Source organism: Lactococcus sp., assembly GCF_036648155.1.
Classification (GTDB): Bacteria; Bacillota; Bacilli; order Lactobacillales; family Streptococcaceae; genus Lactococcus; species Lactococcus cremoris.
This window is the reverse complement of the sequence record NZ_JAVXIY010000008.1, coordinates 128,969-147,488: the sequence shown is the minus strand read 5'-3', so window position 1 is coordinate 147,488 and position 18,520 is coordinate 128,969. Positions and strand designations below refer to the sequence as shown.

20 protein-coding genes are annotated in these 18,520 nt (G+C 35.8%); 13 read left to right on the top strand and 7 right to left on the bottom strand.

Features of this window, described 5'->3' with window-relative positions:
• Positions 1 to 48: 48 nt before the first annotated feature.
• Complete coding sequence (locus RSC39_RS09610; RefSeq protein WP_011834452.1) at positions 49 to 519, bottom strand: hypothetical protein; 471 nt, start codon at positions 517 to 519, stop codon at positions 49 to 51.
• 124 nt (positions 520 to 643) lie between these two features.
• Entirely contained in the window at positions 644 to 1,903 is a 1,260-nt protein-coding gene (tyrS, locus tag RSC39_RS09605) for a tyrosine--tRNA ligase (RefSeq protein WP_011675456.1), read from the bottom strand.
• Between the two features lie 144 nt (positions 1,904 to 2,047).
• On the opposite strand from tyrS, the gene RSC39_RS09600 reads away from it, so the two are divergent.
• A complete protein-coding gene (locus RSC39_RS09600; RefSeq protein ID WP_332536794.1) occupies positions 2,048 to 4,486 on the top strand; it encodes a transglycosylase domain-containing protein in 2,439 nt (812 codons plus the stop codon).
• A gap of 40 nt (positions 4,487 to 4,526) precedes the next feature.
• Here the strand turns inward: RSC39_RS09600 and pepA are convergent, their stop codons facing one another.
• Positions 4,527 to 5,594, bottom strand: a complete 1,068-nt coding sequence (pepA, locus tag RSC39_RS09595; protein ID WP_063281850.1) for a glutamyl aminopeptidase — start codon at positions 5,592 to 5,594, stop codon at positions 4,527 to 4,529.
• A gap of 102 nt (positions 5,595 to 5,696) precedes the next feature.
• On the opposite strand from pepA, the gene RSC39_RS09590 reads away from it, so the two are divergent.
• From RSC39_RS09590 to groL, 7 genes are all read left to right on the top strand, one after another.
• Positions 5,697 to 5,981, top strand: a complete 285-nt coding sequence (locus RSC39_RS09590; RefSeq protein WP_011675459.1) for a hypothetical protein — start codon at positions 5,697 to 5,699, stop codon at positions 5,979 to 5,981.
• Between the two features lie 44 nt (positions 5,982 to 6,025).
• Positions 6,026 to 6,343, top strand: coding sequence for a thioredoxin family protein (locus tag RSC39_RS09585; protein ID WP_011675460.1), 318 nt, complete (start codon positions 6,026 to 6,028; stop codon positions 6,341 to 6,343).
• 105 nt (positions 6,344 to 6,448) lie between these two features.
• Positions 6,449 to 7,069, top strand: coding sequence for a YtpR family tRNA-binding protein (locus RSC39_RS09580; protein WP_332536791.1), 621 nt, complete (start codon positions 6,449 to 6,451; stop codon positions 7,067 to 7,069).
• Between the two features lie 167 nt (positions 7,070 to 7,236).
• Positions 7,237 to 8,577 (top strand): FAD-dependent oxidoreductase, encoded by a 1,341-nt coding sequence (locus tag RSC39_RS09575; RefSeq protein ID WP_011834457.1) that lies wholly within the window; start codon positions 7,237 to 7,239, stop codon positions 8,575 to 8,577.
• A gap of 90 nt (positions 8,578 to 8,667) precedes the next feature.
• Entirely contained in the window at positions 8,668 to 9,057 is a 390-nt protein-coding gene (locus RSC39_RS09570) for a single-stranded DNA-binding protein (protein ID WP_021036727.1), read from the top strand.
• A gap of 118 nt (positions 9,058 to 9,175) precedes the next feature.
• Positions 9,176 to 9,460 (top strand): co-chaperone GroES, encoded by a 285-nt coding sequence (groES, locus tag RSC39_RS09565; protein ID WP_011834459.1) that lies wholly within the window; start codon positions 9,176 to 9,178, stop codon positions 9,458 to 9,460.
• Between the two features lie 86 nt (positions 9,461 to 9,546).
• Positions 9,547 to 11,175: a chaperonin GroEL gene (gene groL / locus RSC39_RS09560; RefSeq protein WP_332536789.1), complete on the top strand. Its 1,629-nt coding sequence runs from the start codon at positions 9,547 to 9,549 to the stop codon at positions 11,173 to 11,175.
• 49 nt (positions 11,176 to 11,224) lie between these two features.
• On the opposite strand, the gene RSC39_RS09555 is transcribed toward groL, so the two are convergent.
• From RSC39_RS09555 to yycF, 3 genes are all read right to left on the bottom strand, one after another.
• Positions 11,225 to 12,037, bottom strand: coding sequence for an MBL fold metallo-hydrolase (locus RSC39_RS09555; RefSeq protein WP_332536787.1), 813 nt, complete (start codon positions 12,035 to 12,037; stop codon positions 11,225 to 11,227).
• Positions 12,038 to 12,227: 190 nt separating this feature from the next.
• Entirely contained in the window at positions 12,228 to 13,583 is a 1,356-nt protein-coding gene (locus RSC39_RS09550; protein WP_332536810.1) for an ATP-binding protein, read from the bottom strand.
• Between the two features lie 64 nt (positions 13,584 to 13,647).
• Positions 13,648 to 14,349 carry a response regulator YycF gene (gene yycF / locus RSC39_RS09545; RefSeq protein WP_003131580.1) on the bottom strand — a complete coding sequence of 234 codons (702 nt, stop codon included), beginning with the start codon at positions 14,347 to 14,349 and terminating at the stop codon, positions 13,648 to 13,650.
• 177 nt (positions 14,350 to 14,526) lie between these two features.
• Between yycF and tmk the strand changes: the two genes are divergently transcribed.
• The 5 genes from tmk to rsmI all read left to right on the top strand — a co-directional run bounded on the left by tmk (position 14,527) and on the right by rsmI (position 18,182).
• Complete coding sequence (tmk, locus tag RSC39_RS09540) at positions 14,527 to 15,162, top strand: dTMP kinase (RefSeq protein ID WP_015082045.1); 636 nt, start codon at positions 14,527 to 14,529, stop codon at positions 15,160 to 15,162.
• A gap of 133 nt (positions 15,163 to 15,295) precedes the next feature.
• Positions 15,296 to 16,156: a DNA polymerase III subunit delta' gene (locus RSC39_RS09535; RefSeq protein WP_063281845.1), complete on the top strand. Its 861-nt coding sequence runs from the start codon at positions 15,296 to 15,298 to the stop codon at positions 16,154 to 16,156.
• 49 nt (positions 16,157 to 16,205) lie between these two features.
• Entirely contained in the window at positions 16,206 to 16,988 is a 783-nt protein-coding gene (locus RSC39_RS09530; protein WP_011834464.1) for a stage 0 sporulation family protein, read from the top strand.
• Positions 16,981 to 17,307 (top strand): DNA replication initiation control protein YabA, encoded by a 327-nt coding sequence (gene yabA, locus RSC39_RS09525; RefSeq protein ID WP_332536784.1) that lies wholly within the window; start codon positions 16,981 to 16,983, stop codon positions 17,305 to 17,307. The genes RSC39_RS09530 and yabA overlap by 8 nt, the downstream gene beginning before the upstream one ends.
• The gene (gene rsmI / locus RSC39_RS09520; RefSeq protein ID WP_011834466.1) at positions 17,307 to 18,182 is read left to right on the top strand and encodes a 16S rRNA (cytidine(1402)-2'-O)-methyltransferase; all 876 of its coding nucleotides are present in this window, start codon (positions 17,307 to 17,309) and stop codon (positions 18,180 to 18,182) included. Before yabA ends, rsmI begins: the two co-directional genes overlap by 1 nt.
• Before the next feature lie 77 nt (positions 18,183 to 18,259).
• Here the strand turns inward: rsmI and RSC39_RS09515 are convergent, their stop codons facing one another.
• Positions 18,260 to 18,451: a hypothetical protein gene (locus tag RSC39_RS09515; protein ID WP_011675474.1), complete on the bottom strand. Its 192-nt coding sequence runs from the start codon at positions 18,449 to 18,451 to the stop codon at positions 18,260 to 18,262.
• Positions 18,452 to 18,520 lie beyond the last annotated feature (69 nt).

The window sequence follows — 18,520 nt, the reverse complement described above, 5'->3', positions numbered from 1 at the left end:
CAAAGTAGAGCTATCAAAGGTAGCTCTACTAGTGCATATTCTACTTATTTATTTCAAACGGTTAATTGCTTTTTTCTTTAAAGCAATTTTTTCATTGATTTTTGAGCAGTCTTTTTTACCTAACAGCGCTTTACAACGTTTGAGTTCAAGATCTGTAAGCTGACGTTTAACTCGTTCTTTACGAGCAATATCAAACTCACCGTTTTTGATTAATTCAAGTTTTTGTTCAAGAATTAATTTTTTATTCTTAACGGCATCAATATAATATTTAAGCTCAGAAATATCGTTAGCACTTGCTTCGTTAGCAAGTGCATTTCCTAATTTTTCATCAAGCTTAATGAGTTTATCAGTAAGCATTTCAAGTTTAGCGTGAAGTTTTTCTTCTTTTTCTTCATCTGAGAGGGCCATAAAAGCTTCAAATTTTTTACTATCTTCGAGCTTTTGAGACACTTCAGGTCTTTTATCGATGTACAACTCACGCAAGTTTTTTAACTTATCTTCAAATTTTTTATCTATCATTTTGATCACCTAAAAACATATTCAGTACAGTTATTATAACATATTGTAGATTAAATGAAAGAGCTACGCTTAAATTTTTCTAAAATAAAATTCCTGCTCATTTTATAGCAGGAATTTTTGATAATTAATAAGTCAAAACAAAGTTTTTCTTTTTTCCACGACGAATGACTGTCAGACGATTCTCAATTTTATCGGAATCTGTAAGAACATAATCAAGTTCTTGTACTCTTTCTCCGTTGATATAAATTGCTCCATTTGTAATATCTTCACGAGCTTGTCTCTTTGAAGGAGCAATTCCTGCAGAAATTAAAAGCTCAATTAGAGTCAGGTCTTCATCAGGAGCGATTTGATGTTGTGGCGCTGCTTTCAAACCTGTTAGGATTGATTTAGCATCCAATTGACGTAAATCTCCACCACCAAACAAGATTTCAGAAGTTTTAACAGCTTGTTCATAAGCTTCTTTTCCATGAACGAGACTTACAACTTCACGAGCCAAAACTTTTTGAGCCAAACGTTCATGACGAGCAGCCTCAAATTGTTCTTCAATTTCAGCAATCTCTTCTAATGAAAGGAAGGTGAAAATTTTCAGCATTTTCACAGCGTCTGCATCATCAACATTAAGCCAAAACTGGTACATTTCATAAGGAGAGGTTTTATCAGCATCAAGCCAAATTGCATTTCCCTCTGATTTCCCGAATTTTTTACCAGTTGAATCTGTAATTAAAGGAATAGTGATAACATGTCCTTGTTTGTTAGCCTTACGACGTAAAAGCTCTGTACCAGCAGTCATATTACCCCATTGGTCAGAACCACCAAGTTGTAAAGTGACATTATGCAATTGGTTCAATTCGTAGAAATCATAACCTTGCATAATTTGATAAGCAAATTCTGTATAAGAAATTCCGCTTTCCATGCGTGATTTTACAGAGTCTTTAGAAATCATGTAATTTACAGTAAAATGTTTACCTACATCTCTGAGAAAATCAATAAATGTCAGATTTTCAAACCAGTTGTAGTTATTAGTCATTTCTGCCTTGTTTTCACCATTTTCAAAATCTAGGAAACGCTCAAGTTGACTACGGATTTTTCCAGACCATTTTGTTACGGTGTCTTTTGTTTGGAGCGAACGTTCTGAATCTTTAAAAGAAGGGTCACCAATCAAACCAGTTGCACCACCAACAAGTGCATAGGGTTTGTGACCAGCCATTTGCAGACGTTTCATTGTCAAAATGAGTACAAGATTACCTAAATGAAGGGAATCAGCAGTAGGATCATAGCCCACATAATAGGAAACCATATCCTCCGTCAGCGCTTTGGAAAGCGCAGCTTCGTCCGTTGTTTGGAAAACCAAACCACGTGCTTTAAGTTCGTCAAAAATGTTCATAAAAAAATCCTTTCTATAATAATTGAGCTGTTCCCTTTGGATTAAAAAGTAAAAAAATAACAGCACTGTTTTACATTATAACAAATTATTAAAAAAAATTCTGAAAGTGGCGAAAAATTGTTTTAAATTTGATATAATAAGGGCATGAAAAAAGACTCAATTGACTCGCAAGAGGAGATTCGCGCTCGTTTAAAAGAAAAAATGGATAATAAACGACACAAACAAAGTAACTCTTCAAGGAAAAGTCCTAAAAAAAATAATAATGATAGTGATGACAGGTCAAGTTTGTCCATTACTTTTAAAGTACTACGTGGCTTGAGTGTAATATTTGGAATGATTTTTGTCCTGGTAGGCGTCTTTGGAGCAGCAACAGGTGTGGGTTATTTTGCTCGATTGGTTGAACAAACGAAGATACCCCCCAAAGCCGAAATGCTTTCAAAAATTAATGATATACATGGAGTTTCTGTCATTAATTATAGCAATGGTCAACCAATTTCTGATATTTCTAGTGATTTGGTTCGTGTGACTGTCAAAAGTGACGAGATTTCACCTAATGTAAAGAATGCCTTGGTTGCAACCGAAGATGATAGTTTTAAAACAAATAAAGGGGTTGTTCCTAAGGCCGTCATTCGTGGAATTATTGGGTCAGTCGGGGGCGGGACAAGCTCTGGAGGCTCAACACTGACTCAACAGCTCATTAAGCAACAAGTTTTGGGAGATAGTGTTACATTCCAACGTAAGGCAAGTGAAATCGTCTATGCACTCAAACTTAATAATTATCTGACTAAAGATCAAATTTTGACAGATTATCTAAATGTTTCACCTTTTGGCCGGAACAATAAAGGTCAAAATATTGCTGGTGTACAGGAGGCAGCATTAGGGATTTTTGGTAAGTCAGCTAAGGATTTGACCATACCTGAGGCAGCCTTCATTGCTGGTTTGCCTCAAAGTCCAATCGTCTACTCTCCCTATGCAGCTGATGGTTCACTTAAGTCAAAAGAAAATATGAGCTATGGTCTTGAACGCCAAAAGGAAGTATTATTTTATCTTTATCGTGGCGGATACATTTCAGAAGCAGACTATAAGAAGTATAAAGCTTATGATATTTCAAAAGAGTTTTTGCAACCGGGTGTTGCTGAATCACAAGAACATGGTTACTTATACAATGTTGTCTACAATGAAGCCATTACTGACATCTATAATTATTTGATAAAACGAGATAAGGTATCTGCTACTGAGTTAGGAAATGATAGTACAAAAAAACGTTATCAAGAATTAGCCGAACAATCATTACAAAACGGTGGATACACTGTTACCACAACTATTAATCAAAAAGTCTATGATGCGATGCAAAGTGCAGTAACAAACTATAATGGTTTGATGCAAGATGGTACAGGAATTATTCAAACAGGTAATGTGTTAATGGATAATAAAACAGGAGCAATTTATGGCTTTATTGGCGGATTAGATTTTTCACAAAGTCAGGTTAACCATGCCTTTGATACTAAACGTTCACCGGGTTCCTCAATTAAGCCGATCTTAGCTTACGGACCAGCTATCGACATGGGGTTGATGGGCTCTGCAAGTGTTCTTTCTAATTATCCCGCTAAATATTCAAGTGGTCAAGACATTGAACACGTTGGTTCAACCGGAACAGCAATGATGCCATTCTCAGAAGCGCTTAATGTTTCCTACAATATTCCTGCTTATTGGACTTACAAAACGATTTTAAATAAAGGAAAATCAGTTGAACCTTACATGACGAAGATGGGCTATGACATACCGGATTATTCTGTAGAATCACTTCCACTTGGTGGAGGGGTTGATCCAACGGTTGTTCAACATACGAACGGTTATCAAACGATGGCTAATGGTGGAAAATATGAACCTTGGTATATCATTGATAGTATCAAAGATGATACAGGAAATGTAATCTATCAGCATAAAAGTACTGGTGGTACCCAAGTTTATTCAGAAGCAACTTCAACAATTATGGAATCAATGCTTCAAGACGCAGTGAAATCTCAAAAAACAAGTAAGTTTTATGGAAATTTACAAACGATTAACCCTTCACTCGCAACAAATGTTCAATGGGCTGGTAAAACGGGGACAACGGATGATTATACAGATGTTTGGATGATGTTATCAACGCCTTCAGTTACACTTGGTGGTTGGGCTGGACATGATGATAATTCACCGATGACAAGTAATTCAGGATATATCAATAATGCAGCTTATATTGCACAATTGGTTAATGCGATTAATGCAGCTGATCCAAACATTTTTGGCCCTGGACAAAAATTTACTGATCCAAATACTGATCCAAATGTTACTAAAAGTAAAGTATTGGTTTCTACAGGAGAAAAACCAGGGAAAGTCACAGTTAAACTAGCAAATGGTAAGACTCAAGAAGTCAACCTTGGCGGAGAAACAACGACTAGCTTCTGGGCTACTAAAGCAGGAGCACCTACTACTACCTATGATTTCTCTATAGGTGGGTCAGCTAGTGATATAGCTGCTGGTTGGAAGAAAATTTTACCTTCTTTCAATTTTAGTCAGACTTCCTCATCAAAAAGTAACTAAAAAAACACTAGGATAAATTCCTAGTGTTTTTTTATTAGAATTAGTAGTTTTTGATTTCTGCTACTTTTTCAATATTAAGTGAAGTAATAATCGCTCTCAAGAAAGTTTGAGCTTGGAGAAAATCATCAAGGTTGAAAATAGTTTGATGACTATGGATATAGCGGGCTACTACACCGATTGTTGTTGAAGGAACTCCTCCATTTGCTAAATGAGCGGCACCTGCATCGGTTCCCCCTTTGGCCATGTAAACTTGTGTTTTAACTTTGGCATGATCTGCAGTGTCAAGTAAGAAATTCTTCATTCCAGGAAGCATGATATGACCTGGGTCGAAGAAACGGAGCGTTGTTCCTTCTCCGAGGCGACCATTATCGTCACCGAAGGTATCGCTTGCTGGTGAACAGTCAACGGCAAAAAATAGATCAGGATTGAATTTGGTTGTGGAAACTTTTGCACCACGAAGTCCGACTTCCTCTTGAACATTCGCGCCAATAATTAATGTGACAGGTAATTCTTTGTCGGCTAAAAATTCAAGAAGTTCAAGAATCATTAAGCAACCATAGCGATTATCCCAAGCTTTAGAAATGATATTTTTCCCATTTGCTGACAGAATTGTTTCTGTTTCTGGAATAATTAAATCACCTTGGGCGATTCCAAATTCGGCAGCTTCAGTAGCATTTTCAAATGCACCATCAAAGATGATATCAGAAATCGCTGGGATTTGAGGAGTTACACCAGTTCCGCGAAGAAGGTGTGGAGGAAGACCACCAGTTACAACCGGAATCTTTTTACCTGTACGTGTAAATAGGGTAAAACGTTGACCAGAAACAACTAAGGGGTTCCAACCACCAAGAGGAACAACGCGGAATGTTCCGTCAGCTTTGATTGAGCTGACCATAAATCCGACCTCATCCATGTGAGCCGCAACCATGATTCGTGGGGCATTTTCGACTTTTGAAGCTTTTGTCACAAAAATACCACCAAGTCCGTCAAATTCTGGTTGATAGCCTAGCTCAACCATACGAGCTTTTAAATAGTCGCGAACAGGACCTTCAAAACCAGAAGTGGCTTGAATTTCTGTCAGTGCTTTTACTTTGTCAAATAGTTCCATTTTTCTCCTCCGGGATACTGAAAAATTTACTGACAAATCTGTCAGTAATTCTTTTGATGATTTACACTATAATTATACCAAGAAATATGTTAAAATTTCCATATGAAAAAAATACTAAAGTTTGGTTTGGGAATTGTCGCGGGAGCAGCCGTTGCTCACGCAGCTTATCATGGTTATAAAAACATGGAAGAAGAAATGATTCATGAGCTTACTGATAGAGTCCGACAACATTTTTCTACAAAAAAAATTGATGCTTTTTGGATTTTTGATGAGCCAACTTCTGGTGCCCTTTTTGAAGGGGGAATTGTCAGTAATGATAAATCTATTGCTTTTGAAATCAATGCCAAAACTTTAGAAGTTTTTGAAAAAAAAGAAGAACTTCTTTAGAAAATGGTTAGAATCCATTTGAAAAATACGAAAGGAAATACAGAATGATTATTCCAGAAAATATTGAAAATTTAGCTGAGCTTGTCAAAGGCCCAGAAAAAACAGTCTTCTTTTTCACAGCTGGTTGGTGTGGAGATTGTAATTTTATCAAACCTAAAATGCCAGAAATTGAAACAGAGAATCCAGAATTTAGATTTGTTGAAGTAGACCGTGATGAGTACATGGATCTTGCTATCGAGTGGGGAATTATGGGAATTCCAAGTTTTGTTGTTATTGAAGATGGACAAGAAAAAGCTCGTCTAGTCAATAAATTACGCAAAACCAAAGAAGAAGTGAATACTTTCTTAGCAAGTGCAAAATAAGACTGATTTCTTGAGGTAAAATGGAGTCAAATACTGACCATTGATAAATCCAGAAATATATTCTATAATAATCACTGTTAAGAAATTAAAAGGGAAAATTTAAAAATGATTGCAACATATAACACAAACGTCGGCGATGTTTTAATGCTTATCACGGCAAATGATAGAGGTGAAAAGGTAAACTTTGAACGTAAGGGAAAAGTAGCACGTATCTTTATCGAAGAAACTGGATCAACAGTCGCTTGGAATATTTTTGAAGCCAAGTCATTACTGACAGACTTGTCAGTAAATGGACAAGTCAAATTATCATCTGATGATGTTGAAATCTTGAACAAAGAGCTTGGAAAATCAGGATTTAGCGATGTTCTTGTGCATGATTCGCAACCAAAATTTGTTGTCGCTGAGATTGTAGAAATGCAAGACCATCCAGACTCAGATCATCTTCATATCTGTAAAGTTAATGTTGGTTTTGCTGATCCAGTACAAATTGTTTGTGGTGCACCAAACGCGTCGCTCGGATTAAAAACAGTCGCAGCACTTCCAGGCGCAATGATGCCTAATGGAGCATTGATTTTTCCAGGAGCTCTTCGAGGTGTTCAATCTTATGGAATGCTTTGTTCAGCGCGTGAACTTGAATTACCCGATGCTCCCGATGTTCGTGGAATCATTGAACTTTCATCAGCTTTGGCTGCGGGTACAGCTTTTGATTCAGAAACTATGTGGTAAGCTTAATAATAAATCTGTCAAAATAATTTATTTTGACAGATTTTTTTATCTAATAATTAAAATAATTATTTCACAATGTTCACAAGCGCTTACAAAAGAAAATAGATTGACTTATGCTAAACTGAATAATGTAAAAAGAATTTTACATTTAAAGGAGGCCTATTAGCATGAAAATCGTAGTTATCGGTACAAACCACGCAGGCATTGCTACAGCAAATACATTACTTGAACAATATCCCGGGCATGAAATTGTCATGATTGACCGTAATAGTAACATGAGTTATCTAGGTTGTGGCACAGCAATTTGGGTTGGAAGACAAATTGAAAAACCAGATGAATTATTTTATGCCAAAGCAGAGGATTTTGAGGCAAAAGGGGTAAAAATTTTGACTGAAACAGAAGTTTCAGAAATTGATTTTGCTAATAAGAAAGTTTATGCAAAAACTAAATCTGATGATGAAATAATTGAAGCTTACGACAAGCTTGTTTTAGCAACAGGTTCACGTCCAATTATTCCTAATCTACCAGGCAAAGACCTTAAGGGAATTCATTTTCTGAAACTTTTTCAAGAAGGTCAAGCAATTGACGCAGAATTTGCCAAAGAAAAAGTCAAGCGTATCGCAGTCATTGGTGCAGGATATATCGGTACAGAGATTGCAGAAGCAGCTAAACGTCGGGGTAAAGAAGTTCTTCTCTTTGACGCTGAAAATACTTCGCTTGCTTCATATTATGATGAAGAATTTGCCAAAGGAATGGATGAAAACCTTGCTCAACATGGAATTGAACTTCATTTTGGAGAACTGGCCAAAGAATTTAAAGCGAATGAGGAAGGTTATGTATCACAAATCGTAACCAATAAAGCGACTTATGATGTTGATCTTGTCATCAATTGTATTGGTTTTACTGCCAACAGTGCCTTGGCAAGTGATAAGTTGGCTACCTTCAAAAATGGAGCAATCAAGGTGGATAAACATCAACAAAGTAGTGATCCAGATGTTTACGCGGTAGGTGATGTTGCGACAATTTATTCTAATGCCTTGCAAGATTTTACTTATATCGCTCTTGCCTCAAATGCTGTTCGGTCAGGAATTGTCGCAGGGCACAATATTGGTGGAAAAGAATTAGAATCTGTTGGTGTTCAAGGGTCTAATGGTATTTCGATTTTTGGTTACAATATGACGTCTACAGGACTTTCTGTTAAAGCTGCTAAAAAATTAGGTTTAGAAGTTTCATTTAGTGATTTTGAAGATAAACAAAAAGCTTGGTTTCTTCATGAAAACAACGATAGTGTGAAAATTCGTATCGTATATGAGACAAAAAGTCGCAGAATTATTGGAGCACAACTTGCTAGTAAAAGTGAGATAATTGCAGGAAATATAAATATGTTCAGTTTAGCGATTCAAGAGAAAAAAACAATTGATGAACTAGCTTTGCTTGATTTATTCTTTCTCCCCCACTTCAACAGTCCATATAATTATATGACAGTTGCAGCTTTGAATGCCAAATAAACAATAGAAATCTATCTGCTTGATAGATTTTTTTATTTTTTAGTGACAAATGCTCAAACTTTACGTATAGAAAGTTAGGAGGATTTTATAATGAATAAAACCATGTTGATTGGTCGTTTAACAAACGCACCTGAAATTTCGAAAACAACGAACAATAAATCTTATGTCCGTGTGACTCTGGCAGTCAATCGCCGCTTCAAAAATGAAAAAGGAGAGCGAGAAGCAGACTTTATCTCGATAATTTTATGGGGGAAATCAGCAGAAACATTGGTTTCCTATGCTAAAAAAGGAAGTCTTATTTCTGTAGAGGGAGAGATTAGAACTAGAAATTATACTGATAAAAATGAACAGAAACACTATATTACAGAAATCTTAGGTTTGAGCTATGATTTATTGGAAAGTCGTGCGACTCTTGCCTTAAGAGAAAGCGCTGTAAAGACTGAGGAACTCTTACTTGAAGCTGATGAGCTCCCTTTCTAATTTATTTGATTAAATCTAAATGTTTTCTCTTGACTAAATCTGACCATTGAGATAAAATAAGAATATGTTAGCACTCAAGTATTAAGAGTGCTAAAAATAAAAAATGGAGGAAAGTATAATGTTGAAACCTTTAGAGAATCGCGTAGTTTTACGTGTAAAAGAAGAAGAGGAAAAATCTATGGGCGGAATCGTATTAACGAGCGCTTCCCAAGAAAAACCTCAAACAGCGGAAGTTATTGCTGTCGGTGAAGGGAAAACAACTAATCATGGGACACTGATTTCTCCACTCGTAAAAGTTGGAGATACAGTAATTTTTGAGAAATTTGCCGGAACGACTGTCAAAATGGACGGTGAAGAATTCTTGATTCTCAAAGACTCAGACCTTCTTGCAATTGTAGAGTAAAAATATAAAAGCAATCAATTTTTGATTGTCTTTTGTCTATCTTAAAATCTATTAATTAAAAATATATTCTTAAAAAAGGAGCTAAAATGTCAAAAGAAATTAAATTTTCAAGTGATGCTAGAACAGCGATGATGCGCGGAATTGATATTCTTGCCGATACAGTAAAAACAACTCTTGGGCCAAAAGGGCGTAATGTTGTTCTTGAAAAATCATATGGTTCACCTTTAATTACAAATGATGGTGTTACAATTGCCAAAGAGATTGAACTTGAAGACCATTTTGAAAATATGGGAGCTAAACTTGTTTCGGAAGTTGCTTCAAAAACAAATGATATTGCAGGTGATGGAACAACAACAGCGACAGTTTTGACACAAGCTATTGTTCGTGAAGGATTGAAAAATGTTACTGCAGGTGCAAATCCAGTTGGTATTCGCCGAGGAATTGAACTCGCAGCTGAAACAGCAGTTGCTTCAATTAAAGAAATGGCAATTCCTGTTCACGATAAATCAGCAATCGCTCAAGTTGCTACTGTTTCATCACGTAGTGAAAAAGTTGGGGAATATATTTCTGACGCAATGGAGCGTGTAGGTTCTGACGGAGTTATCACAATCGAAGAATCAAAAGGAATGCAAACAGAGCTTGATGTTGTTGAAGGAATGCAATTTGACCGTGGATACTTGAGTCAATATATGGTTTCTAATACAGAGAAAATGGTTGCTGAGTTAGATAATCCTTATATTCTGATTACGGATAAAAAAATCTCAAATATTCAAGAAATTTTACCGCTTCTTGAACAAATTTTGAAAACAAATCGTCCACTTTTAATTGTTGCTGATGATGTTGATGGAGAAGCATTGCCAACTCTTGTTCTTAATAAGATTAAAGGGGTCTTCAACGTAGTCGCTGTAAAAGCACCGGGATTTGGTGACCGCCGTAAAGCTCAATTGGAAGATTTAGCTATCTTGACAGGTGGTACAGTAATTACTGAAGAACTTGGCCTTGATCTTAAAGATGCTACACTAGAAGCTTTAGGACAAGCTGCTAAAGCCACTGTTGATAAAGATCATACAACAATTGTTGAAGGTGCTGGTTCTGTTGAGGCCATTTCTGATCGTGTGGCTATCATCAAAGCACAAATCGAAAAAACAACTTCTGATTTTGACCGTGAAAAATTGCAAGAGCGCTTAGCGAAATTAGCTGGCGGAGTTGCGGTAGTTAAAGTAGGAGCCGCAACAGAAACAGAACTTAAAGCAATGAAACTTTTGATTGAAGACGCACTTAATGCAACACGTGCTGCTGTTGAAGAAGGTATCGTTTCTGGTGGTGGTACAGCTCTTGTTAATGCCATCGCAGCTTTGGATAAACTTTCAGAAGAAGGCGATATTCAAACGGGAATTAACATCGTTCGCCGTGCCCTTGAAGAACCAGTTCGTCAAATCGCGGCCAATGCAGGATATGAAGGTTCAGTTATCATTGATAAACTTCGTTCAGAAAAAGTTGGTACAGGATTTAATGCAGCGACAGGTCAATGGGTAAATATGATTGAAGAAGGAATCGTTGACCCAGCAAAAGTGACTCGTTCAGCTTTGCAAAATGCAGCTTCTGTTGCTGGATTAATCTTGACTACTGAAGCAGTTGTGGCTAATAAACCAGAACCAGCTGCTCCAGCTATGCCTCCAATGGACCCTAGCATGGGAATGGGTGGTATGATGTAATAAAAAAAGAACCCAAGTGGGTTCTTTTTTTATTTTTTAATGATTAATGTTAGATATCATAAAGGGGACTTGCATGTTCATGGCTGGTATCAAGAATTTTTAATTCATTTTTTGTATCCACATCGTGTTGTTGGAGATAACCGTCCATGGTAAGATGAGCAAGTTCTTTAATATTATTATTTAGACTTAAGTGTCCCAAAAATATTTTTTTTGTTTTATTCCCATGAATGTTAAAGGCTGCTTCGGCACCATCTTCGTTAGATAAATGGCCTTGATCACTTAGAATACGCTGTTTTGTTCGCCAAGGATAGGCACCCATTCTTAGAATTTCAATGTCATGATTAGACTCCATTAGATAAGCATCAGCATTTTCAATGGTTCCACGCATACGATCTGAAACATATCCTGTATCAGTCAACATAACGAAACTTTTATCATCTTTCATGAAACGATAAAATTGTGGGGCAATAGCATCATGGCTGACACCAAAAGATTCAATATCAATATCACCAAATGTCATCGTTTTTCCCATCTCAAAAAGATGTTTTTGCTCAAGAGGAATTTTTCCTAAAGCGTTTTTACCATCAAGTTCAGACCATGTATCTTCATTCGCATAAAGGTCAATCCCATATTTACGGGCGAGCACACCAATTCCTTTGATATGGTCACTATGTTCGTGCGTAATTAAAAGCGCATCAATATCATGGATATCACGGTCAATCTCTGAGAGTAAACTTTCTATTTTTTTTCCAGATAGTCCGGCATCAACAAGAATTTTTTTCTTAGGAGTTTCTAAGTAGAAGGAATTTCCAGTTGATCCAGAGGCTAGAATGGAATATTTAAAGCCATTTTGTTCAGTCATAATGACTATTGTAGCAGAAAAAGTCAGGGATTGCTATGAGACTTATTATTTTATTGGAAATAAATTGAGCTTGAAAAAATTTTTCTTTGATGAAGAAGTCTATGTAAGAAATAATAGATTTTTTCCCCAAAAAAGAGTTCACGGATTTGACAGTGAACTCTTTTTGTAGTTTGAATTAGGAAGGACAATTTTATTCAAAATCATCAGCAGCGTCATCCCAATATTCGGAAGTTTCAGAAGAATATGGCAGTGTGAAACTGAAAGTTGTTCCTTTGCCTTCGCCTTCGGAGCTTGCAAAAATTGTTCCGCCATGTATTTTGACAATGTCATGGACAATAGATAAGCCTAAACCTGTTCCACCTACTTTTGAATTTCTTGAAGCATTATCTACTCGATAGAAACGGTCAAAAATCTTAAGTAAATCAGATTTTGGAATTCCCATTCCTTCGTCTTTAATCGAAATTAAGACATCTCGTTCACGAGTTTCAACGGAAATTGTAATTGTACCACCTTTTGGTGAATATTTAATGGCATTACCAATGATATTATCAATGACTTGGGCGATTTTATCGGTATCAATTTCTACCCAGATTGGCTTGTCAGAATACTTTCTAACGAGTGTAAAATTGGATGAAATTAAATCATTTGATTCAGTTTCTAAAATCTGGTCTAATCGATTAATTTGATAGTCTAAAAAGGCAATTAAATTAATGATTTCTTTATTAAGAACAATTCGATCTTGGTCCATTCTTGACAATGTTAAAAGATCAGAAATCATCCGAATCATCCGATTGGTTTCGGTTAGTGAAACACCGATGAATGAAGAGGCTGTTTCTTTATCATCAATTGCGCCATCTTCTAATGCTTCAAGATAGGCCTTGACGGAAGTAAGAGGAGTTCTTAATTCATGCGAGACGTTAGAAACAAAAAGACGACGTTCACGTTCTGCTTTATCTTGTTCGGTCATGTCGTGCAAGACAGCAATAATTCCTGAAATGAACCCTGACTCACGACGAAAGAGTGCAAATTTGATGTGGAGTGAAATTGATTCATTCCCAGAATCGTGTGTTTCGATGGTTATTTCAGGTTCTTTTTCAAGTAAATCATAAAAGTTATACTGGTCTGCGATTTTCAAAACATCAACAATATTCTTTTCCATTAGAAGCTCATTACTTGTGTTTAGGTAATGGAGGGCTGACTTATTAGCCATGATAATATTACCACGGCGATCTGTGGCAATCACTCCGTCAACCATGTAGGCAAGAATGCTATCTAATTGATTGCGTTGATTTTCAAGATTATTTTGAGTCCGAACAATGTCCTCACCAAGCTTCAAAATTTCTTCATATAATTCATTGATTTCACTTGTCCCTTTTGGAATTTTATCTCTATTCAAATAACCATTTTTTATATCGTTCATTTGTTTAGAAACATTCACAATCATTCGATGTTGCTGATTGAGAAAAACCAGAACAAAAACGAGTGAAAATAAATAATAACCAATAAAAGTACTAAGATGAATGAGATTATAATCGAAATTGCTCATGAAAAGAATGACAAAAAGAAGTAGGTGGGCAACTACTCCTTTAAAAATCATTGAATTAAAAAATTTAATCATGTGGGTTGCTCATGTAATAGCCAACCCCGCGGCGTGTTGAAACGTATTGTGGACGGCTTGGTGTATCTTCAACTTTTTCACGCAAGCGGCGGACTGTAACGTCAACTGTACGCACATCACCAAAGTAATCATAGCCCCAAACTGTTTCCAAAAGATTTTCACGAGTGATAACTTCGCCGAGGTGTTGAGCAAGATAATAAAGTAATTCAAACTCACGGTGTGTGAGGTCAAGTTGTTTATCATTTTTGTAAGCAGCATAATGTGCTGGATTGATACGGAGATTTCCGATAATCAATTCTTTCTTAACATTATCAGTAGATTCAGCAGGTGCGACATTGATACGACGCAAGTTTGCTTTAATACGAGCTAAAAGTTCGCGATTTGAAAATGGTTTAGTGACATAGTCATCTGCACCAAGTTCAAGTCCAATAACTTTATCAAACTCGCTATCTTTAGCTGACACCATGATAATAGGAGTGTCAGAGGTTTTACGGATTTCACGTGCAACATCAAGACCGTCAAGTTTTGGTAACATCAAATCAAGTAAAATAAGGTCAGGTTGTACTTCTTTAAAAGCTTCAAGGGCTTCTTCGCCATCGAAAGCTGTAAATACTTCAAAACCTTCTTTGGTTAAATTAAATTTTACGATATCTGAGATTGGTTTTTCATCATCAACAACAAGAATTTTTTTCATAGTTGTCCTTTCAAGTAGAAATTTTTTTATTGAATATTACTTGGATTTATTTGATTTAACAAACCAAGTAAGCTGTTTCAGTTATATTATACAATTTTTAGTAAAATTACGCAAAAAGTGACCCCTATATTTTTAGAAAAAAGATAAAAAGTTTGATTTTTTGATATAATAGAGGCTATGAATGGAATTTTAATTTCCCTAGAGGGACCTGATGGAGCAGGAAAAACAACAGTTTTGCAAGAAATTTTGCCTGAAATCCAAAAAATGAAGCGTGAAGTTGTCCCAACTCGAGAACCAGGTGGGGTTCGAGTGGCTGAAGAAATTCGTCAAATTATTCTCGATCCAAAGAATACAGAGATTGATTCAAAAACAGAATTGATGCTTTTTGCGGCGGCTCGCCGTTTACATATGCAAGAAAAAATGTTGCCAGCTTTACGAGCAGGTAAGGTTGTCATTGTTGACCGATTTATTGACTCCTCTGTCGCTTATCAGGGTTATGGCCGTGATTTGGGTGTTGAGGTGGTGGATTGGCTTAATTATTTTGCAACAGATGGTTTAAAACCTGATTTGACTTTATATTTTGATATTGATACAGATGTTGCACTTGAACGGATTATGAAAAATCGAGCGGATGAGGTCAATCGCCTAGACTTGGAAAGAGCTGAGATGCACCGAAAAGTTCGAGAGGGTTATTTGGAAATTGTTGCAAAAGAACCTGAGCGTTTTGTAAAAATAGATGCGAGTCAATCTTTGGAAAAGGTTGTAGCTGATACACTTGAAGTTCTGAAAAAAAGATTTGTCAGTGAATTTTAAAGACAACTTAATCTGTCAGCAAATTTAATAAAGTGATAAATACTGACAAAAATAAAAATATACGTAGATGTCAAAAAAAATTTTTTATTTTGTTATTTAAAATAGATTTGGTAAATATTTAGAAAGGTTTCTTGTGGAAATAGTAGATATTCAGCCTCAACTTTATAAGCAATTTTCAACAATTTTGCAACATGGAAAATTAAGCCATGCTTATTTATTTTCAGGTGGATTTGGTTCTTTTGAATTAGCAATTTGGCTGAGTCAAGCCTTATTTTGTGAGAATCCTGAGAATTCTCTTCCTTGTGGGCATTGTCGTTCTTGTCGTCTGGTTGCTCAACAGGAATTTGCCGATTTGCACATCGTTGAACCGGATGGACAGACGATAAAAACAGCACAAATTCGTGATTTGACACAGGTTTTTAGTGAATCTGGTTATGAAGGCAAACAGCAAGTTTTGTTAATTAGGGAAGCAGAAAAAATGCATCCTAATGCGGCAAATGCTCTATTGAAATCTATTGAAGAACCTGAGACAGAAATTGTTGTTTTTTTACTGACAGATAATGAGAACATGATTTTGCAAACGATAAAATCACGGACACAGATTATTAATTTTCGGAAAAACATTCAATTTTTACAAGATTTTCTTGAAAAAAATGGAATTTTAAAAACGCAAGCAGAACTCCTAGCTGAAATTTGTAATTCTACTGACAGAGCTTTAGAATTGGCCCAACAAAGTTGGTTCAATGAAGGACTTCAGAGAATTCAACATTTTGTTAAACTTCTAAAAAAATCAGCTGACGAGGCCTTTTTATACTTGAAAGATTTGGTTGAAATTTTTGATGATAAAGAAAAGCAAAATCAAGCTTTTGAACTTTTATTGCAACTATTTAATCAAGAAAGAATGAGTCAGGAACTTCTAAAAACCTTTCAGGCAATTAAAATGTGGAAAAGTAATGTTCGATTTGAGTCAAGTTTAACTTTTATTGTTCTGTAAAACTTGGTCAGCAACCCTTTAATCAGAAATCTTATATCAGGAGAATAAAATGATTTATGAAATAAAATTTGCGCATGGTGAATCTAATATATTTGCAACAAGTGAGGCAGAATTAGTCCCACAATCAGAAGTCATCATTCGTTCAGAAAAAGGAACTTTTTACGGGAAAATTATTCGTAGTTTTTCTGATGATGCTAATCTTGAAACTCATCATACAATTGAACGGGAAGTCACTGATGAAGATTTAGAAGTAATCTTAAAACTTGAAGAACTTTCAAAAAAGGCAAAAGATAAAGTTCGACAACTCGTTGTGGAACAAGAACTTGAGATGAAAATTATTGATGTGGCTTACACTTTCGATCAAATGCAACTCTTTATCTCTTTTACCGCTGAAAATCGAGTTGATTTTCGGCTACTGCTCCGTGAATTAGCAACGACTTTTCGGATTCGAATTGAACTTCGACAAATTGGGCCAAGAGACGCGGCGAAAATTCATGGTGGACTCGGACCGTGCGGACGTCCTTTATGCTGTTCGGAATTTGTTTACGAGTTTCCGAATGTTTCTATCAAAATGGCCAAAAATCAAAATTTATCTTTGAAACAAAATAAATTGAATGGACTTTGTGGGCGTTTAATGTGTTGTTTAACTTATGAAGATAGTTTTTATAAAGAAGCCCAACAACTTTTTCCAGATTTTGGTGAATTTGTAACCACCTCAGAAGGAAAAGGAAAAGTTGTTGGCTTAAATGTTTTAAAAAATAGAGTGAAAATACGCTTTGGAGAATATAGCAAGGATTTTGAACTTGCAGAGATTGAGGTGAATCATGGCTGATAAATATGATGTTTTTGACCAATTGGGCGAGCTTGAAAATACATTAAATACCACATTAACGCAAATTTCGGGAATTCGCCAAGTGCTTGAAGCATCAATGACTGAAAATGCAACTTTACGCATGGAGTTGGAAAAATTGCGTGATCGACTTGCTGAATTTGAAAAGAAAGAAGTTAAAAAAGAAACGCCCAAAGATCAACCCAACCCTAATCTCATTCAAATTTTTAATGAAGGATTTCATGTTTGTCATCTGCATTATGCTGAACGGCTTTCTGAAGGGGAATCTTGCTTAGATTGTTTGGAGCTTTTATATCGCTAATGGAAAATAAATTTAATATTCAACGGTCATTCAAAGGAGTGAAAACTGCTGGAAGTCTCTACTTGGTGCCGACCCCCATTGGGAATATGCAGGATATGACTTTGCGCTCATTGGAAACTTTAAAAACAGTGGATTTGATTTGTTCAGAAGATACTAGAAACACTTTGCGACTTTTGAATCATTTTGAAATAAAAGTGCCCCAAGAATCATTTCATGAGCATAATTCGCAAGAAAAAATCCCAAAATTGATTGACTTTTTAAAATCAGGTCAATCCATTGCACAGGTTTCTGATGCAGGAATGCCATCAATTTCTGACCCTGGACATGACTTGGTTTTAGCTGCAATTAAAGAAGAAATTGATGTCGTTGCGCTGCCAGGAGCTTCCGCGGGAATTACTGCTTTGATAGCTTCAGGCTTAGTGCCTCAGCCTCATATTTTTTATGGTTTTCTTCCTCGTAAAAAAGGAGAACAACAAAAATTTCTGAAAACAAAACTTGCTTACCCTGAAACACAAATTTTCTATGAGAGTCCATTTAGAGTTGCCGATACTTTATCCAATATGCAAGAAATCTATGGGGATAGAGAAGTGGTGCTTGTTCGTGAGTTGACCAAGATTTATGAAGAATATCGCCGAGGAAAAATTTCTGAGGTTTTGAATTCTTTAGTTGAGCAACCCATTAAGGGAGAATGTTTAATTATTGTTTCGGGAGCGGATGAATTAGTTCAAGAAATTCAGGAGCCAGAGCTGACAGCACTGGAAGCTGTCAAAAATTTAGTGGCGCAAAATGTAAAACCAAATGTCGCCATTAAAGAAATTGCTAAAGAACGAGGCTTAAATCGCCAAGATTTATATGCAGAATTTCATGATTTATAATAATAAAAAGTTACTGACAGAATTCTTGTCAGTAACTTTTTGTATTTTTGATGAATTATAATTTCTGTCAGTAAAATTTAACAATGCCCATCAACATTTTCATTAATCCATTTTTGCTTTTCTTCATCAAAAATTCGTAATGACTTTTGTGAACGGACAAAATCAATGATTTCTTTACGATTTAAGTGAGTTTTACTGACAGCAGATCCAACGGTTACAATTTCCATTTTTTCAATGAGTGATTGAAGTATTTCATATTGATTTTCCATTGTTTGTCCTTTCGTTTACTGATTGTATTATACTACTTTTATCTCTGTTTATGGAAACAAAATAACAGC

Excerpts from the sequence above, each read along its gene's own strand:
- RSC39_RS09610 (WP_011834452.1), bottom strand. The coding sequence starts at position 519 with ATGATAGATAAAAAATTTGAAGATAAGTTAAAAAACTTGCGTGAGTTG.
- tyrS (WP_011675456.1), bottom strand. The coding sequence starts at position 1,903 with ATGAACATTTTTGACGAACTTAAAGCACGTGGTTTGGTTTTCCAAACA.
- RSC39_RS09600 (WP_332536794.1), top strand. The coding sequence starts at position 2,048 with ATGAAAAAAGACTCAATTGACTCGCAAGAGGAGATTCGCGCTCGTTTA.
- pepA (WP_063281850.1), bottom strand. The coding sequence starts at position 5,594 with ATGGAACTATTTGACAAAGTAAAAGCACTGACAGAAATTCAAGCCACT.
- RSC39_RS09590 (WP_011675459.1), top strand. The coding sequence starts at position 5,697 with ATGAAAAAAATACTAAAGTTTGGTTTGGGAATTGTCGCGGGAGCAGCC.
- RSC39_RS09585 (WP_011675460.1), top strand. The coding sequence starts at position 6,026 with ATGATTATTCCAGAAAATATTGAAAATTTAGCTGAGCTTGTCAAAGGC.
- RSC39_RS09580 (WP_332536791.1), top strand. The coding sequence starts at position 6,449 with ATGATTGCAACATATAACACAAACGTCGGCGATGTTTTAATGCTTATC.
- RSC39_RS09575 (WP_011834457.1), top strand. The coding sequence starts at position 7,237 with ATGAAAATCGTAGTTATCGGTACAAACCACGCAGGCATTGCTACAGCA.
- RSC39_RS09570 (WP_021036727.1), top strand. The coding sequence starts at position 8,668 with ATGAATAAAACCATGTTGATTGGTCGTTTAACAAACGCACCTGAAATT.
- groES (WP_011834459.1), top strand. The coding sequence starts at position 9,176 with ATGTTGAAACCTTTAGAGAATCGCGTAGTTTTACGTGTAAAAGAAGAA.
- groL (WP_332536789.1), top strand. The coding sequence starts at position 9,547 with ATGTCAAAAGAAATTAAATTTTCAAGTGATGCTAGAACAGCGATGATG.
- RSC39_RS09555 (WP_332536787.1), bottom strand. The coding sequence starts at position 12,037 with ATGACTGAACAAAATGGCTTTAAATATTCCATTCTAGCCTCTGGATCA.
- RSC39_RS09550 (WP_332536810.1), bottom strand. The coding sequence starts at position 13,583 with ATGAGCAATTTCGATTATAATCTCATTCATCTTAGTACTTTTATTGGT.
- yycF (WP_003131580.1), bottom strand. The coding sequence starts at position 14,349 with ATGAAAAAAATTCTTGTTGTTGATGATGAAAAACCAATCTCAGATATC.
- tmk (WP_015082045.1), top strand. The coding sequence starts at position 14,527 with ATGAATGGAATTTTAATTTCCCTAGAGGGACCTGATGGAGCAGGAAAA.
- RSC39_RS09530 (WP_011834464.1), top strand. The coding sequence starts at position 16,206 with ATGATTTATGAAATAAAATTTGCGCATGGTGAATCTAATATATTTGCA.
- yabA (WP_332536784.1), top strand. The coding sequence starts at position 16,981 with ATGGCTGATAAATATGATGTTTTTGACCAATTGGGCGAGCTTGAAAAT.
- rsmI (WP_011834466.1), top strand. The coding sequence starts at position 17,307 with ATGGAAAATAAATTTAATATTCAACGGTCATTCAAAGGAGTGAAAACT.
- RSC39_RS09515 (WP_011675474.1), bottom strand. The coding sequence starts at position 18,451 with ATGGAAAATCAATATGAAATACTTCAATCACTCATTGAAAAAATGGAA.